This is a genomic window from Pseudomonas sp. FW305-70, assembly GCF_058783925.1.
The window spans coordinates 13,538-29,155 of sequence record NZ_JBYSYZ010000057.1 but is presented as its reverse complement, the minus strand read 5'-3'; the positions used below and the strand labels follow the sequence as shown (position 1 = coordinate 29,155).

Below are 15,618 nucleotides of genomic sequence, written 5' to 3'. Positions count from 1 at the left end.
GATTTCGATTTGTGCGGCGGGTGGGCAGGGTGTGACCGCGATCATCGAACGCTGAGTTAAAACAACTGTGGGAGCGAGCTTGCTCGCGAAAAGGGCATCAGCTTCAACATCAATGTTGACTGCCATACCGCTTTCGCGAGCAAGCCCGCTCCCACAATTGATCTCCTATGTTCACAAGTGTCGTGTTTACAGACGACCTTCAGTGGTGTTGTTGCGAATCAGGTGCGGAACCTGCGCACCAGCCCGTCCAGCTCGTTCGACAGCCCGGCCAGGCTCTGGGAGTCCAGGCGTGCCGAGTTGGCCAATTCCGCCACCAGTTGCGCATCGCCATGGATCTGGCTGATGTGCCGGTTGATGTCTTCGGCCACTTGATGCTGTTGTTCCGCCGCCGTGGCGATCTGGGTGTTCATGTCACGGATCACATCCACCGACTCGCGAATCTGCCCGAAGCTGTTGCGCGCCTCACCGATGCGCGTCACCGATTGCTGGGACACTTCCAGGCTGGCGTGCATCTGTTGGGTCACCTGGCTGGTGCGTTTGGCCAGGTTGCCCAGCAGTCCGTCGATTTCCGCCGTGGAGTCGGCCGTGCGCTTGGCCAGGGCTCGTACTTCGTCGGCCACCACGGCAAAGCCGCGGCCTTGTTCACCGGCCCGGGCCGCTTCGATCGCGGCGTTCAGCGCCAGCAGGTTGGTCTGTTCGGCGATCGAACGGATGGTCCCCAGGATCGACTGAATGTCGTTGCTGTCGCGCTCCAGTTGTTGCATCGACTGGGCTGACTGTTCGATTTCCTGGCTCAGGCGATCAACGCTGTTCACCGCCGCATCGATCTGTTGCTGACCTTCGCGCGCCTGGCGCTGGCCACTGTCGGCGGATTCCGCCGCCTGGCTGCAAGAGCGCGCAACTTCGTTGGCGGTGGCGACCATTTCGTGGAACGCCGTGGACACCATGTCCACCGCTTCGCGCTGGCGTCCGGCGGCTTCGGCCATGTCGCTGGAGACCTGGGTCGAACTCTTGGAGGTGGCGAGGATCTTGCCCGCCGCGCCGCCGATGTTCTGGATCAGGTTGCGAATCGCGGTCAGGAACTGGTTGAACCAGTTGGCCAACTGCGCGGTTTCGTCGTTGCCACGGATTTGCAGGTTCTGGGTCAGGTCGCCTTCGCCTTGGGCGATGCCTTCCAGGCCGCTGGCCACGCTGCGGATCGGACGCACGATGAGGCTGGCAAAACTGGCGCCGACGATGGCGAAGATGACGGCCAGGACGGCGGCGATGATGGCGATCAACCAGGTCAACCGGGTCGCGGAGTTCATCACGTCGTTCTGTTTGATCAGGCCGATGAAGGTCCAGCCCAGTTGCTCCGACGGCCAGACGTTGGCCATGTAGCGCTCGCCGTTCAACTCCACTTCCACCAGGCCCTTGCCGGCCTTGGCCAGTTGCGCGTAGCCCTCGCCCAGGCTGTTCAGCGGTTTGAAGTTGTGTTCCGGTTGTTTCGGATCCACCAGGACCGTGCCGGTGTTTTCCAGCAGCATCAGGTAGCCGGTTTCACCGAGCTTGATCTGTTTGACGATTTCGGTGAGCTGCTTGAGCGTCACGTCGATGCTGACCACGCCACCGTTGGTGCCCAGCTTGTTGTCGATGGTGCGCACGGTGCTGACGTAGGTCGCGTCGTCCTGGGCCCAGTAGTAAGCCTCGGTGCGAAACGGCTTGCCCGGCTTGGCCTGGGCGGCCTTGTACCAGGGGCGCTGGCGTGGGTCGTAGTTGTTCAGCTTCGGATCATCCGGCCACGACACGTAGCCGCCCGCCGCCGTGCCAAGGATGGCATAGGCGTAGGACGGGTGGCTGTTGCCCAGGTCCTGGAGCAGGGTGAAGACCTTCTTGTCCATCTCGCCCTGGGGAACACTCTCGGCGTTGGCGGCCATGTAAGTCTTGAGGCTGTCGTCGGAGTTTCGGATCAGCGGCTGCTTGGCCAGGTAATCGACGTTCTGGCTGATGCTGTCAAAGAACAATTGCATGGCGTTGCTGACCTGACGAATCTCTCGGGCACTGCCGTCGATAAATTCGTCTCTGGCATCACTGCGCAGGTTCAGCACAACGAGGGTGGCGACCAGCACCACGGGCAGGCAGGCGATGATTGCAAACGCCCAGGTCAACTTCTGTTTGATGTTCATCCGCGCTCCAGATTTTCTTGTACGCCCACGCAGTGCAGATGACTCGCGGTTTATTGGCAGCCGTAATCGTTCTTGGTCAACCCGGGTCCTTGAGTGCGGCATCGCTTTTGTTGTGGCAGCGATTGTCGGACAAATCACTTTGTCACTAAGGACTTCGGCTGTTGTCGGAGGAAATTGAGGCCTGTTGGGAAAAATCCTACGGAAGGTACGAACTGTGGAGTCAGCTTCTGTCGCAATTGCCCTCTTTGCCCTTGCACAACAAGTGACGCAGGCTCGGCTATGATCTGGAACGATCCGTGGCGGTCGTCGGTTTTATCCGATGAAATCGGCACATTGTGTGCTTCTGCAATGATCATAAGTCGGCAACCCCTCCCCCCCGTGAGTGGATTGCCGTATAACGAATGACTTTCGCGTGTTTGGTAATAAAGGACCCACAATAAAAGCTGATGAAGACTCCAAAACGCATTGAACCCCTGATCGAGGACGGTCTGGTCGACGAGGTGCTGCGCCCACTCATGAGTGGTAAAGAAGCAGCTGTTTATGTGGTGCGCTGCGGTAACCAGTTACGTTGCGCGAAGGTCTACAAGGAGGCGAACAAACGCAGTTTTCGTCAGGCGGCCGAGTATCAGGAAGGCCGCAAGGTGCGCAACAGCCGTCAGGCCCGGGCGATGGCCAAGGGTTCCAAGTTTGGCCGCAAGGAAACCGAAGACGCCTGGCAGAACGCTGAAGTGGCGGCGCTGTTCCGCCTGGCCAATGCCGGTGTGCGGGTACCCAAACCGTTCGACTTCCTTGAAGGCGTGCTGCTCATGGAGCTGGTGGCCGACGAGTACGGTGATGCCGCGCCGCGTCTGAACGATGTGGTGCTGGAACCGGACCAGGCCCGCGAATATCACGCGTTCCTGATTTCGCAGATCGTGCTGATGCTGTGTACCGGTCTGGTGCACGGCGACTTGTCCGAGTTCAACGTGCTGCTGACGCCGACCGGCCCGGTGATCATCGACCTGCCGCAAGCAGTGGACGCGGCGGGCAACAACCACGCGTTCAGCATGCTGGAGCGCGACGTGGGCAACATGGCGTCCTACTTCGGGCGGTTTGCGCCGGAGTTGAAAAAGACCAAATACGCCAAGGAAATGTGGGCCTTGTACGAGGCCGGCACCTTGCACCCGGCCAGTGTCCTGACCGGCGAGTTCGCCGACACGCAAGAGCTGGCCGATGTGGGCGGCATCATGCGCGAAATCGAGGCCGCACGCCTGGATGAAGAACGCAAGCAAGCGGCTCGCGCGGCGGACGATGCGCCGCCGGGCAAGACCGAAGAACCGCCTCCGCCGTGGATGCAGTGATCGGCTGAAGAAAAACCCGGCTTCGGCCGGGTTTTTTGTGGGGGCAGATCCAACACCTCTGTCGCCTGACAGTCCGCCTTCGCGGGCAAGCCCGCTCCCACAAGGATCGAGTTGCCCACATCTGCTCCATACATTCACAAACCCTGTGGGAGCGGGCTTGCCCGCGAAGGCGTCGCTGCATTTAGCATCAATGGTTCAGGGGCGAACCGGTTCGGCACAGCATCCCGACTCAAGGTTTTTCAGAATCGGGCAATCCGGCCGATGGTCGCCATGGCAGTGTTCAACCAGATCCTGCAACGTATCACGCAACTGCCCCAATTCACGGATCTTCCGGTTCAGCTCATCGATATGCTGACGGGCCAAAGCCTTCACATCGGCGCTGGCGCGCTGGCGGTCTTGCCAGAGGGTCAGCAACTTGCCGACTTCTTCCAGGGAAAACCCCAGGTCCCGCGAGCGCTTGATGAACGCCAGCGTGTGCAGATCGTCATCGCCATACACCCGGTAACCGCTGTCGGTGCGATGTGCCGCCTTGAGCAGGCCGATGGATTCGTAATAACGGATCATCTTTGCGCTCAGGCCACTGTGGCGGGCCGCTTGGCCGATGTTCATCGGTTGTCCTCCAGATCCTTGGGTTTCCAGGTTTTCAACAGTAGCGCATTGCTCACCACGCTGACGCTCGACAACGCCATGGCTGCACCGGCCAGCACTGGATTGAGGAAACCAAACGCCGCCAGCGGAATGCCGATCAGGTTATAGACGAAGGCCCAGAACAGGTTCTGCCGAATCTTGGCGTAGGTCTTGCGACTGATCTCCAATGCAGCCGGTACCAGTTGCGGATCGCCACGCATCAGGGTGATGCCGGCCGCGTGCATGGCGACGTCGGTGCCGCCACCCATGGCGATGCCGATGTCGGCGGCGGCCAGTGCCGGGGCGTCATTGATGCCGTCGCCGACCATCGCCACCACGCCGGTTTCTTTCAGTGCGGCGACCGTCGCGGCTTTGTCCGCCGGCAACACTTCGGCATGCACGTCCTGGATGCCCAACGCCTCGGCCACCACCTTGGCGCTACCGCGATTATCGCCCGTCAGCAGGTGGCTGCTGATGTTCCGTGCGCTCAGTTGCTGCACCGCTTGCAGCGCGCCGGGCTTGAGGGTGTCACCGAAGGCGAACAGGCCCAGCACGTGGGGATCGGGGGATTGTTCGATCAGCCAGGACAAGGTCCGGCCTTCTTGTTCCCACGCGATCGCCGAGTCAGCCAACGGTCCGGCGCTCAAGCCGCTGTCCTCCAGCAGGCGACGATTGCCCAGGGCCAGGCGACGCCCCTCCAGTGTGCCGGCAATGCCGCGGCCGGTCAGGGACTGGCTGTCGCTGACATCGGCCACCGTCAAGTGGCGTTCGGCACAGGCATCCAGAACAGCCTTGGCCAGCGGATGCTCACTGCCGCGTTGCAGGGCGCCGGCCCGTTGCAGCAGGCTCGCTTCATTGCCGTCGATGGCACTCAGATGAGCAATGCGCGGGGCGCCGGAGGTCAGGGTGCCGGTCTTGTCGAATACCACCGCGCTGACTTCATGGGCACGCTCCAGGGCTTCGGCGTCCTTGATCAGAATCCCGTAGCGTGCCGCCACGCCGGTGCCGGCCATGATCGCCGTCGGCGTCGCCAGGCCCAGTGCGCAAGGGCAGGCGATCACCAGCACCGCGACGGCGTTGATCAGCGCGGTTTCCATCGGTGCGCCATACAGCCACCAGCCGATCAGGGTTGCCAGGGCAATCAGCAGCACGGTGGGCACGAACACCTGGCTGACTTTATCCACCAGTTTCTGGATCGGCGCCTTTGCGGCCTGGGCGTCTTCCACCAGGCGGATGATCCGTGCCAGTACGGTTTCCGCACCGAGGGCCTGGGTACGCACCAGCAACCGGCCTTCACCGTTGATCGCGCCGCCCGTGACTTTGTCGCCGGGCTGTTTGGGCACGGGCAGGCTTTCGCCGCTGATCAGGGCTTCATCGGCGTGGCTCTGGCCTTCTATCACTTCGCCATCGACCGGGAAGCGCTCTCCGGGTTTGACCATCACCAGGTCATTAAGGCGCAGGGCGCTGATGGCGACTTCCTGCTCGCGGCCATCGAGCACCTGAATCGCCCGTTCCGGGCGCAAGGCTTCGAGGGCGCGGATGGCGCTGGCGGTCTGGCGCTTGGCGCGGCTTTCCAGGTACTTGCCCAGCAATACCAGGGCGATCACCACCGCCGATGCTTCGAAATACAGGTGCGGCATGCGCCCGGCGGCGGTGGCCCATTCATACACACTCAAGCCATAACCGGCGCTGGTGCCCAGGGCCACCAGCAAATCCATGTTGCCGGCCCCGGCGCGTACGGCTTTCCAGGCAGCGACGTAAAACCGTGCACCGAAGATGAATTGCACTGGCGTGGCCAAGGCGAATTGCACCCAGGCCGGGAGCATCCAGTGCACGCCGAACGGTTGCAGCAGCATCGGCAAGACCAGCGGCAAGGCGAGGACGATGGCCATGATCAAGGCCAGGCGTTCGCGATGCAGGCGCTGTTGCTGATTGTCGGCCGGTGGGTGTTCGGCTTCCCATACGCTGGCGGTGTAACCGGCCTTGGTCACGGCCGCGATCAAGGTTTGCGGATCGACCTGACCGAGCAGTTCGAGGTGGGCGCGTTCGTTGGCCAGGTTGACGCTGACGCTTTTCACGCCCGCCACCTTGCCCAGCGCCCGCTCGACCCGACCGACGCAGGACGCGCAGGTCATGCCGTCGATGCTCAGTTCCAGGCTTTGCTGCGGCACGCTGTAGCCGGCCTTGGCCACGGCATCCATCAGGGCTGGCAGGCTGTCGCTGGGTGCCTGGACCCGGGCCTGTTCCGTGGCGAGGTTGACGCTGACGGCACTGGCGCCAATGACTTTGCTCAAGGCGCGCTCGACACGCCCGGCGCAACTGGCGCAGGTCATGCCGGCAATCGGCAGGTCGAACGTGGTGGATTCGGACATCGGTCGCACTCCCTGTAGTAGATGACCACAGGATCAACCTTGCCATGCTGGCAAGGTCAAGTGCCAATCTTAGACGTGCCACTGAGTGAATGTGGGAGCGGGCTTGCTCGCGAAGGCGTCGTGTCAGTCGACATCAATGTTGCATGACACACCGCTTTCGCGAGCAAGCCCGCTCCCACAAGGGTTGTGGGTCAGTAGCCGAGACCGGCGCGTTTCAGGTACATCCCTTCCTGCGTCATCGCGATCCGGTACTTGAGCACATCCCCGGCCTTGAGCTGGATGTCCTGAGAGCCCGGCGCGAGCATGCCCGGATTGCAACCCGGCATCTGCCCCGGGAGTAACTTGAGGCGCAGTGAGACGATGCCGGGCGGCAGGTTGAACGAGGTGCTCTGCTCCTGAAACAGCCGCGCTGCCAATTGGTCCTGGATGTACACACCGATCTCGCAGCTGGTCGCGACTTCCAGGCGCTCGCGGGAAATGATCAGCACGCCATAATCCTGACCGGCAGCATTGACCGAAGGCACGGCGGAGAAAAGGCTGAGAAAGCCAAACAGGCTGAAAACCGACCAGCGCATGGCTGAATCTCCTGAGTTCGAGTCATTGATGGACGCAGCTTGGCCGAGCGTCGCGCCGATTGCCAGCCCGGCAGCTAATTTCAGAACTTGACCTTGCCATGGTGGCAAGCTCGAAGCTGGACTCAACCCTCGGAAAAGGAGTCATCCCATGCAAGTGTTCAACGTTGAAGGCATGTCTTGTGGCCACTGCGTCAAGGCCATCACTCAGGCCGTGCAGGCCAAGGACCCGGCGGCCAGTGTGCGGGTCGATCTGGCGGCTAAAGAAGTCGGTGTCGAAAGTGCGCTGACTGCCCAGCAAGTGATCGAGGCGATCAGCGAGGAGGGGTATGGCGCCAAACTGGCCTGATTTTGATAGTTAGCGAGCTACCGGAATGTTCAAGGCGTCCATGCGCGGCTAGACTGTCGGGCTGCCGACTCCTGCCTCACTGGATGCCTGATGAACTTCCGTACCATTCTGATTCTCGGCGCCTTGAGCGCCTTCGGTCCGCTGGCGATCGATTTCTACCTGCCGGCCTTCCCGGCCATGGCGCTGGCTTTCGGCACGGACGAAAATCACGTCCAGATGACGTTGGCGGCCTACTTCCTCGGCTTGTCCATCGGTCAGTTGGCCTATGGCCCGGTAGCGGATCGTTTCGGGCGACGCATTCCGTTGCTCACCGGTGTCGGCCTGTTCACCGCGGCCTCGGTGGCGTGCGCCTATGCGCCGAATCTGGAGTGGCTGATCGGTGCCCGTTTCGTCCAGGCGTTGGGTGGCTGCGCGGGCATGGTGATTTCCCGGGCGGTGGTCAGCGACAAATGTGATGCAGTGGGCTCGGCGAAAGTCTTTTCACAGTTGATGCTGGTGATGGGGCTCGCGCCTATCCTCGCGCCCTTGCTGGGTGGGTTGCTGGTCAACACCACTGGCTGGCAGTCGATCTTCCTGGCCTTGACCGGGTTCAGTGCGTTGGCGGGGCTGGCGGTGGCCACGGGATTGCCGGAAAGCTTGCCGGCCCACATACCGCGCCAACCGCTGTCGGGCGCGCTGCGCCAGTACGGTCGGTTGCTGGCCGACCCGATATTTCTTGGCCACGCCTTGACCGGGGGCATCGCCATCGCCGGGATGTTTGCCTACATCGCCGGTTCACCCTTCATCATCATCAAGCTCTACGGCGTTCCGGCCGAGCATTTCGGCTGGTTGTTCGGTACCAATGCGGCGGGCTTCATTCTGGTGGCGCAGGTCAACGCGCGGCTGCTGGCCAAACGTGGCCCGACCTTCTTGCTGGCGCGCGCGGTGTGGGTTTATCTCGCGGCCGGTCTGACCCTGCTCGCTGTCAGCGCTCTGCATACGGCCCACCTGTGGCCGCTGCTGATTCCATTGTTCATCTGTATTTCCAGCCTCGGTTGCATCAGCCCCAACGCCGCCGCCTGCGCGATGAGCGGGCAGGGCGCACGGGCCGGCAGCGCGTCGGCGCTGCTCGGTTGCCTGCAGTTCAGTGTGGCGGCCGGCGCCTCCGCGCTGGTGGGCGTTTTGCACGATGGCAGCGCCGTGCCGATGGCCATGGTCATCAGCCTGTGCGGAATGCTGGTGGTGAGCGCTGCGGTGCTCACCCGGCGTTTGCAAAATGCCCGGGCGCTGACGCAAGCCCAGGTTTGAGGCCGGAATCAGCCGGCAGCACGCTGCGGGTGGAGGATGGGGATCTGGTGAGGGGCCTGGATACGGGCTTCGAGGGTACGGGTGAAAGCGCGAGCTTCTGCTTCGCTGCGGAACGTCACCGCATGCTGGTCTAAGCGGACTTGCCACTGGGATTTTGCCAATTCTTTTATCAGGATCTTCACAGCCGAACTCCTCTTGTAAAAGACGTTACGCAAAAGACTGCCTCGCAGGAGATTCGATTGTAGTCCTGAATACGAGCACCATTGTGACAAGGATCAACTGTCGGACTGACGGTTTGTAACTAAAAAAAACACGACTTTTCGATGGCGTCCAAAGGGGTTGTCTGCGACCGGGACGTTCCGGTCGCAGACGAAAAAACGCAGAAAGGATGAAACCGGAAAGGGATTTTTTACAGCGTTTCAAAACCCTTCCAGCACAATCTTGCCCTTGGCCTTGCCGCTTTCCAGCAGGGCATGGGCACGGCGCAAATTGGCCGCATTGATCGTGCCGAAGTGTTCGCCCACCGTGGTTTTCAGTGTTCCGGCATCGATCAGCCAGGCGACGCGATTGAGCAGGTTGTGCTGCTCGATCATGTCCGCGGTTTCAAACAGCGAACGGGTGTACATGAACTCCCAGTGCAGCGACAGGCTCTTGCGCTTGAGCTTGGTCACGTCCAGCGACTTGGGGTCATCGATCAGTGCCAGCTTGCCTTGGGGCGCCAATGCCTCGACCAGTTGGTCCAGGTGCTGGTCGGTCTGGGTCAGGCTGGCGACGTGGGTGACCTGATCCACACCGGCCCGCTTGAGTGCTTCGCTCAGTGGCTGGCCATGGTCGATCACCAGGTCGGCACCCAGCTCTTTAACCCAGCTTTGGGTCTGCGCGCGCGAAGCGGTGCCGATGACTTTCAGGGCCGTCAGCTGGTGAGCCAGCTGCGTAAGAATCGAGCCCACGCCACCTGCCGCGCCGACGATCAACAGGCTCTGGCCTTCGTCGGTTTTGCCTTCGTGCACTTGCAGGCGTTCGAACAACAGTTCCCAGGCCGTGATCGAGGTGAGCGGCAGGGCGGCGGCCTCGGCGAAACCAAGGGTCTTGGGCATATGGCCGACGATGCGTTCGTCCACCACATGCAGCTCGCTGTTGCCACCCGCCCGCGCGATGGAGCCGGCGTAAAACACCTTGTCGCCGACCGAGAACAGCGTCACCTCACTGCCCACGGCCTTGACCACGCCAGCCACGTCCCAGCCCAGCACCTTGGCCGCGCCGTCTTCGGGCTGGACGTTCTGGCGCACCTTGGTATCCACCGGGTTGACCGAGATGGCTTTGACTTCCACCAGCAAGTCGCGAGGGCCGGCAACCGGCTCCGGCAGTTCGATGTCTTGCAGGGCTTTGTCATCACTGATCGGTAACGAGGCGTAGTAGGCAATGGCTTTCATGGACGACTCCTGAACACTAATAAAGAAGCGATTCGATGGGGTAGATGATTGGCTATTTCTCCGGAAGATAAAACCGGCTAAAAGAGCAGTCTCTTTCAATGTTTTTTTGATAATCGGTGCACTTGATGCTGCGTTTCGATGACTTGCAGTTGTTTGTCCGGGCGGCGGACCTGGGCAGTCTGTCCGCCGCGGCGCGGGGCATGGACATGTCGGCGGCGGTGGCCAGTGCAGCGCTCAAGCGCATTGAACAGCAACTGGGCGCCCGTCTATTGGCCCGTTCGACCCGCAGCTTGCGCTTGACCGCCGAGGGCGAGGGCTTTCTCGAATACGCCCGCGCGGCCTTGAGCAATCTCGACGAGGGCCGGCGATTACTGGCCAGCGGTCAGGACCAGGTCAGCGGGGTTCTGCAACTGTCGGCGCCGTCGGACTTTGGCCGCCATCTGCTGTTGCCCTGGCTTGACCAGTTTCAGCGCGAGCATCCGAAACTGACCGTGCGCCTGCTGCTGGGTGATCGCATCGCCGACCTGTTCCGCCAGCCGGTAGACATTGCCCTGCGCTACGGTGAACCGGAGGACTCCAGCCTGGTGGCGCTGCCCATCGCCCCGCAGAACCGCCGGGTGTTGTGCGCCGCTCCCGACTATCTGGCTCGCCACGGCGAACCGCGACATCTGGAGCAACTGGCACAGCACAATTGCCTGTTGTACATGCTCGGCAGCAGGGTCCACGATCACTGGAGTTTTCACGACGGCAAACGCGAAGTCAGCCTGACCGTCAGCGGCGATCGCTTCAGTGACGATGCCGATGTCGTTCGCCTTTGGGCCGTGGCCGGTGCCGGGATCGCCTACAAATCCTGGCTCGATGTCGCCGCCGATGTACTGGCCGAGCGCTTGAAGGTGCTGATGCCGGAACTGCTCTGCGAGCGCGCACCGTTGAATCTGTTGTGCGCCCATCGCGCGCAATTGAGTAAGCCGGTGAACCTGTTGCGCGAAATGCTTGTCAGCCGATGCGCTCTATTGAGCAGTCAATTTCCGGGCTTTTCGGATATCGATCATTAGTCGCACAAAAAAAGAGAAATTTCCCTCAGGAACTATCACCACCTATGCCGGGCGGAGGACAGGATCCGCCGACCAACCCGCATATACTAGCGCTCTCATCATGTAAGTAGCGTCGATCCCCAATGGCGGGTCCACGTTCGAGTCGGCCCGGCAGCACGGTCATCCTTCTGACCTTCGCGGCATCGGCCAGGCAGCGCTAATGGGTGAGCAAGGCGTTGCCGGATTCATGGCAGTTTCCACGGATTGGCCGACGACACATTACTGGTCAAGATGTTTCTGGTCAGAAGACGAAACGATTCAACAGGGAGTGAATACATGGAACATGCACCTTGCATCAGCCAGATCGCCACATTGCTGGCTGACCCAAAGCGCAGCGCAATGATGTGGGCCTTGATGGATGGTTCGGCGCGAGCAACCGAAGAGCTGGCATTGCTGGCCGGCCTGTCACCGTCTTCGGCCAGTGCACACCTGGGACGTTTGTCCGCTGGAGGTCTGTTAAGGGTTGAAAACCGTGGCCGCAAACGCTTCTTCCGCATGGCTGCCCCCGAGGTCGGGGCGGCAATCGAAGCGCTGGCCAGCGCGACCTTCGCCAGCGCGCACCAGGATATTCCGGAGGTGTTCAAGCGTAATGCGCCACTCGTCAAACCCCGGGCAGTGCGCTCGTCACTGCTGAGTGCCCGGCTGTGCGACGATCACTTGGGGGGTACCCTGTCCGCCGACCTGTATCAGCGACTGCTGGAAGCGGGCTGGATCGAACATTCGGATCAGCGGGTTACGGTCACGCTCAAGGGCGCGACGGAGTTGGCGGCACGGGGAGTGTTCATCCAGGCGCTGGCCCATCACAACGGCAGGGTTGCCTGCGCGTGCCCTGACTGGAGCGAAAGACGCCCGCACATGGGCGGCTCGCTGGGGGCCGCCTTGTTGCAGCTGTTCTTGCAGTCGGGGTGGCTGAGCCTGCCCAACGATTCCCGAGCCTTGCAGGTGACGGCCTCCGGGCAACGGGAAATTCATCGCTTTGCCCTGGAAACCGAGTTGGAAATGGCACTGTAGGCGCCGGCTTGCCGGCGATGGCGGTGCCACATTCGCCATCATTGTTGAATGAGAGGGCGCCATCGCTGGCAAGCCAGCTACAGTTGGATTTGCGGTGTTGCTCAGGGTTTCACCAACCGCGCATCGAGACTGTTCTGCGCCAGGCGTCTGGCCTGGTCCTGGGTCATGCCCAGGTGGGTGTGCAGGGCATGGAAGTTCTCCGTGACATAACCGCCGAAGTACGCCGGGTCATCGGAGTTCACGGTCACTTTCACACCGCGTTCCAGCATGTCGAGAATGTTGTGCTGCGACATGTGATCGAACACGCACAGTTTGGTGTTCGACAGAGGGCACACGGTCAGAGGGATCTGCTCGTCAATGATCCGCTGCATCAGGCGCTCGTCTTCGATGGCGCGCACGCCATGGTCGATGCGCTGGATTTTCAGCAGGTCGATGGCTTCCCAGATGTACTCGGGCGGGCCTTCTTCACCGGCGTGGGCTACGGTCAGGAAGCCTTCGTGACGGGCACGGTCGAACACGCGCTGGAACTTGCTCGGCGGGTGGCCCATCTCGGAGCTGTCCAGGCCCACGGCGACGAACGCGTCGCGGAACGGCAGCGCCTGGTCGAGGGTTTTCTGCGCTTCGTCTTCGCTCAGATGGCGCAGGAAGCTCAGGATCAAACCGTTGGTGATTCCCAACTGCTGCTCGCCATCCTTCAGCGCGGCGGCGATGCCATTGAGCACCACTTCGAACGGGATGCCACGGTCGGTGTGGGTCTGCGGGTCGAAGAACGGTTCGGTGTGAATCACGTTCTGCTCTTTGCAGCGCAGCAGGTACGCCCAGGTCAGGTCATAGAAATCCTGGGAAGTGCGCAGCACATCGGCCCCCCGATAATACAGGTCGAGGAACTCCTGCAGGTTGTTGAAGGCATACGCCTTGCGCAAGGTTTCGACGTCGCTCCATGGCAAGGCAATCTTGTTGCGCTCGGCCAGGGCGAACAACAGCTCGGGTTCCAGCGAACCTTCCAGGTGCAGGTGCAATTCTGCCTTGGGCAGGGCGTTCAGCCAGTCATACATGATTCTTTTCTCATCAGGTGCAATGGTCGCCATTCTACAGAGGGTTGCCGCAACAATTGGTAAAACCTGACCAGGCGGTTCATCACACCGCTGCCTGTTCCCGTCGATAGGCGTAGGTATCGGCGAAGCGCGAGAGCAGGAACCCGGCGCAGGTGGTGGCCGGGTATTTCGCCGGGTGCAGTGCATCCTGACAACCGGGCAGGCATTCGATGCGGGTATCCGGGTGCGGCTCGGCGAAGAACGGCATCGAATAACGATCCACGCCCAGAGGGCTGATCACCCGGTGCGGCGTCGACAGGTAACGGTCGTTGCTCCAGCGCGCCATCATGTCGCCGAGGTTGACCACGAACGTACCGTCGATGGGTGGCGCGTCGATCCACTCGCCTTTGACGTTGCGTACCTGCAAGCCACCGGCGGCGTCCTGATAGAGCAGGGTGATGCAGCCGTAGTCGGTATGGGCGCCGGCGCCTTGCTGCTCGGTGGAGCTGGCCGTGTGATGCGGCGGGTAATGGATCATGCGCAACACACTGACCGGGTCATTGAAGCGAGTGTCGAAGAAATCGCGCTCAATCCCCAGCGCAATGGTCATTGCCCGCAACAGCGTTTGTGCGAGGGCCTGCATGTCGACGTAGTGTTGCTCCATCAGCGCTTCCCAACCGGGCAGGGACGGATGGCGATTGGGGCCGCGCAAGGGTTTTTCCGCCAGTACGTCAGGGTGGTCGGCCGGCAGGTGCAGGCCCATGTCGAAAGTTTCCTTGAGGTCGCTGGGTTTGCTCGGGTCCAACTGTTCGGTGGCGATGGCGCCGTAGCCTCGATGATGACGGCTCTGGGTGATGTCGATCTTGAGTTTTTCGGCAGTGGGTTGGGCGAAGAAGCGTCTGGCGTGGTCGAGCAGGGCGTCGATGCGCGCGGCACTGATTGGATGGCCCTTGATGTAGAAGAAACCCCACTCGCGGCAGGCGTGGTCGATGTGTGCGGCCACGGCTGGCCAGGCGTTCTGGTCGTCGCTGTAGAGCGGGGCGATGTCGATGATGGGGAGGCTGGTCATGCGCAATCCTTGAAAGCGATGAATTTCCAATGTGGGAGCGGGCTTGCTCGCGAAAAGGCCGGTACATCCAACATCTCCGTTGTCTGACAGACCGCATTCGCGAGCAAGCCCGCTCCCACAGGGGGGTTGTTTGGTGGTTGAAGTGTTACTTCGGTATTTCCGCCTTCATGCCTTCCACGTAGTAGTTCATCGACGCCAGTTCCGCCGTGGTCGCGCTCACGCCCGCCGGGATTTTTTCGACGCCGGCCTGATCCTTGATCGGCCCGGTGAACGGCTGCAGCGTACCGCTCTTGATATTGGCGATGAGCTGTTCGGCTTCGCTTTTCACCGCAGCCGGCACCAGGTCGCTGATCGGCAACTCAACCGTGCCCTCTTTCAAGCCGCCCCAGTAGTCCTGGGACTTCCAGTCATGGTCGATCAGGCTTTGGGCTGCCTGAATGTAGTGTGGCCCCCAGTCGTTGACGATGGAGGTCAGCACCGCCTTCGGCCCGAAGTGCGCCATATCCGAAGCGTAGCCCACGGCATACACGCCGCGACGTTCGGCGGCCTGGATTGGCGCCGGGCTGTCGGTGTGCTGGAACACCACGTCCACGCCCTGGTCGATCAGTGCGTTGGCGGCATCCGCTTCCTTGCCCGGATCGAACCAGGAGTTGACCCACACCACCTTGATTTCGGTACCGGGGTTGTACTTGTTCAAGGCCAGCTGGATGGCGTTGATGTCGCGGATCACTTCCGGGATCGGGAACGAGGCGACATAGCCGATCTTCCTGGTCTTGGTCATCTTCGCCGCGAGGAAGCCACCGACGTAGCGACCTTCGTAGGTGCGTGCCAGGTAGGTGCCGAGGTTCCTGGCCTGCTTGTAGCCGGTGGCGTGTTCGAAGGTCACCTGGGGAAACTGTTTGGCGACTTTCACGGTCGGGTTCATGTAGCCGAAGGAGGTGGTGAAGATCAGGTCGTATTTGTCCTTGGCCATGTTGCGGATCACCCGCTCGGCGTCGGCCCCTTCGGCCACGTTCTCCACATAGTTGGTGGTGATCTGCGGGCCGAATTTTTCCGCGAGCTCCTTGCGTCCCTGTTCATGCTGATACGTCCAGCCGTGGTCGCCGATCGGGCCGATGTAAACGAAGCCGACTTTCAGCGGGTCGTTGGCGCTGGCACTCAGGCTCGCGCTCAGGCCGATGGCGGCGGTAACGGCGCAAAGCAGCTTCTTCAACGGACGGTTGTGCATGAACTGGAGCTCCATTTTGTTCTGTGGTTGGCAGGGG

General features: G+C 61.5%; 14 protein-coding genes and 1 pseudogene. 5 read left to right on the top strand and 10 right to left on the bottom strand.

Annotated features, from left to right (window positions below; translation table 11 throughout):
- Positions 1-218: 218 nt before the first annotated feature.
- Both AC3WN7_RS26725 and AC3WN7_RS26720 read right to left on the bottom strand, forming a co-directional pair.
- Positions 219-947: a methyl-accepting chemotaxis protein gene (locus AC3WN7_RS26725; RefSeq protein WP_371317838.1), complete on the bottom strand. Its 729-nt coding sequence runs from the start codon at positions 945-947 to the stop codon at positions 219-221.
- A 129-nt stretch (positions 948-1,076) separates the two neighbouring features.
- Positions 1,077-2,165 (bottom strand): annotated as a pseudogene (locus AC3WN7_RS26720) (cache domain-containing protein); the annotation flags it as partial.
- Between the two features lie 446 nt (positions 2,166-2,611).
- Here AC3WN7_RS26720 and AC3WN7_RS26715 point away from each other — a divergent pair.
- Positions 2,612-3,505: a PA4780 family RIO1-like protein kinase gene (locus tag AC3WN7_RS26715; protein ID WP_095964788.1), complete on the top strand. Its 894-nt coding sequence runs from the start codon at positions 2,612-2,614 to the stop codon at positions 3,503-3,505.
- Positions 3,506-3,700: 195 nt separating this feature from the next.
- On the opposite strand, the gene cueR is transcribed toward AC3WN7_RS26715, so the two are convergent.
- From cueR to AC3WN7_RS26700, 3 genes are all read right to left on the bottom strand, one after another.
- Entirely contained in the window at positions 3,701-4,114 is a 414-nt protein-coding gene (gene cueR, locus AC3WN7_RS26710) for a Cu(I)-responsive transcriptional regulator (RefSeq protein ID WP_095964789.1), read from the bottom strand.
- Positions 4,111-6,504 (bottom strand): heavy metal translocating P-type ATPase, encoded by a 2,394-nt coding sequence (locus AC3WN7_RS26705; RefSeq protein WP_095964790.1) that lies wholly within the window; start codon positions 6,502-6,504, stop codon positions 4,111-4,113. The genes cueR and AC3WN7_RS26705 overlap by 4 nt, the downstream gene beginning before the upstream one ends.
- A 191-nt stretch (positions 6,505-6,695) precedes the next feature.
- Complete coding sequence (locus AC3WN7_RS26700) at positions 6,696-7,079, bottom strand: hypothetical protein (RefSeq protein ID WP_095964791.1); 384 nt, start codon at positions 7,077-7,079, stop codon at positions 6,696-6,698.
- Between the two features lie 148 nt (positions 7,080-7,227).
- Between AC3WN7_RS26700 and AC3WN7_RS26695 the strand changes: the two genes are divergently transcribed.
- Positions 7,228-7,425 carry a heavy-metal-associated domain-containing protein gene (locus AC3WN7_RS26695; RefSeq protein ID WP_095964792.1) on the top strand — a complete coding sequence of 66 codons (198 nt, stop codon included), beginning with the start codon at positions 7,228-7,230 and terminating at the stop codon, positions 7,423-7,425.
- Positions 7,426-7,515: 90 nt separating this feature from the next.
- Positions 7,516-8,712: a multidrug effflux MFS transporter gene (locus AC3WN7_RS26690; protein ID WP_102675590.1), complete on the top strand. Its 1,197-nt coding sequence runs from the start codon at positions 7,516-7,518 to the stop codon at positions 8,710-8,712.
- Positions 8,713-8,720: 8 nt separating this feature from the next.
- Here AC3WN7_RS26690 and AC3WN7_RS26685 read toward each other — a convergent pair whose 3' ends face one another.
- Positions 8,721-8,894 carry a hypothetical protein gene (locus AC3WN7_RS26685; protein ID WP_007971850.1) on the bottom strand — a complete coding sequence of 58 codons (174 nt, stop codon included), beginning with the start codon at positions 8,892-8,894 and terminating at the stop codon, positions 8,721-8,723.
- 237 nt (positions 8,895-9,131) lie between these two features.
- Entirely contained in the window at positions 9,132-10,145 is a 1,014-nt protein-coding gene (locus AC3WN7_RS26680; protein ID WP_102675589.1) for a zinc-binding alcohol dehydrogenase family protein, read from the bottom strand.
- A gap of 125 nt (positions 10,146-10,270) precedes the next feature.
- On the opposite strand from AC3WN7_RS26680, the gene vimR reads away from it, so the two are divergent.
- Complete coding sequence (vimR, locus tag AC3WN7_RS26675) at positions 10,271-11,200, top strand: transcription regulator VimR (RefSeq protein WP_095964816.1); 930 nt, start codon at positions 10,271-10,273, stop codon at positions 11,198-11,200.
- 315 nt (positions 11,201-11,515) lie between these two features.
- Positions 11,516-12,250 carry an ArsR/SmtB family transcription factor gene (locus AC3WN7_RS26670; RefSeq protein ID WP_095964794.1) on the top strand — a complete coding sequence of 245 codons (735 nt, stop codon included), beginning with the start codon at positions 11,516-11,518 and terminating at the stop codon, positions 12,248-12,250.
- A 101-nt stretch (positions 12,251-12,351) separates the two neighbouring features.
- Here the strand turns inward: AC3WN7_RS26670 and AC3WN7_RS26665 are convergent, their stop codons facing one another.
- The 3 genes from AC3WN7_RS26665 to AC3WN7_RS26655 form a co-directional block, all read right to left on the bottom strand.
- Positions 12,352-13,305 (bottom strand): adenosine deaminase, encoded by a 954-nt coding sequence (locus AC3WN7_RS26665; protein WP_095964795.1) that lies wholly within the window; start codon positions 13,303-13,305, stop codon positions 12,352-12,354.
- An 82-nt stretch (positions 13,306-13,387) separates the two neighbouring features.
- Positions 13,388-14,353, bottom strand: a complete 966-nt coding sequence (locus AC3WN7_RS26660) for an isopenicillin N synthase family dioxygenase (protein WP_102675588.1) — start codon at positions 14,351-14,353, stop codon at positions 13,388-13,390.
- A gap of 145 nt (positions 14,354-14,498) precedes the next feature.
- Positions 14,499-15,581, bottom strand: coding sequence for a BMP family ABC transporter substrate-binding protein (locus tag AC3WN7_RS26655; protein ID WP_102675587.1), 1,083 nt, complete (start codon positions 15,579-15,581; stop codon positions 14,499-14,501).
- Between the last annotated feature and the right edge of the window lie 37 nt (positions 15,582-15,618).

Excerpts from the sequence above, each read along its gene's own strand:
- AC3WN7_RS26725 (WP_371317838.1), bottom strand. The coding sequence starts at position 947 with ATGGTGTCCACGGCGTTCCACGAAATGGTCGCCACCGCCAACGAAGTT.
- AC3WN7_RS26715 (WP_095964788.1), top strand. The coding sequence starts at position 2,612 with ATGAAGACTCCAAAACGCATTGAACCCCTGATCGAGGACGGTCTGGTC.
- cueR (WP_095964789.1), bottom strand. The coding sequence starts at position 4,114 with ATGAACATCGGCCAAGCGGCCCGCCACAGTGGCCTGAGCGCAAAGATG.
- AC3WN7_RS26705 (WP_095964790.1), bottom strand. The coding sequence starts at position 6,504 with ATGTCCGAATCCACCACGTTCGACCTGCCGATTGCCGGCATGACCTGC.
- AC3WN7_RS26700 (WP_095964791.1), bottom strand. The coding sequence starts at position 7,079 with ATGCGCTGGTCGGTTTTCAGCCTGTTTGGCTTTCTCAGCCTTTTCTCC.
- AC3WN7_RS26695 (WP_095964792.1), top strand. The coding sequence starts at position 7,228 with ATGCAAGTGTTCAACGTTGAAGGCATGTCTTGTGGCCACTGCGTCAAG.
- AC3WN7_RS26690 (WP_102675590.1), top strand. The coding sequence starts at position 7,516 with ATGAACTTCCGTACCATTCTGATTCTCGGCGCCTTGAGCGCCTTCGGT.
- AC3WN7_RS26680 (WP_102675589.1), bottom strand. The coding sequence starts at position 10,145 with ATGAAAGCCATTGCCTACTACGCCTCGTTACCGATCAGTGATGACAAA.
- vimR (WP_095964816.1), top strand. The coding sequence starts at position 10,271 with ATGCTGCGTTTCGATGACTTGCAGTTGTTTGTCCGGGCGGCGGACCTG.
- AC3WN7_RS26670 (WP_095964794.1), top strand. The coding sequence starts at position 11,516 with ATGGAACATGCACCTTGCATCAGCCAGATCGCCACATTGCTGGCTGAC.
- AC3WN7_RS26665 (WP_095964795.1), bottom strand. The coding sequence starts at position 13,305 with ATGTATGACTGGCTGAACGCCCTGCCCAAGGCAGAATTGCACCTGCAC.
- AC3WN7_RS26660 (WP_102675588.1), bottom strand. The coding sequence starts at position 14,353 with ATGACCAGCCTCCCCATCATCGACATCGCCCCGCTCTACAGCGACGAC.
- AC3WN7_RS26655 (WP_102675587.1), bottom strand. The coding sequence starts at position 15,581 with ATGCACAACCGTCCGTTGAAGAAGCTGCTTTGCGCCGTTACCGCCGCC.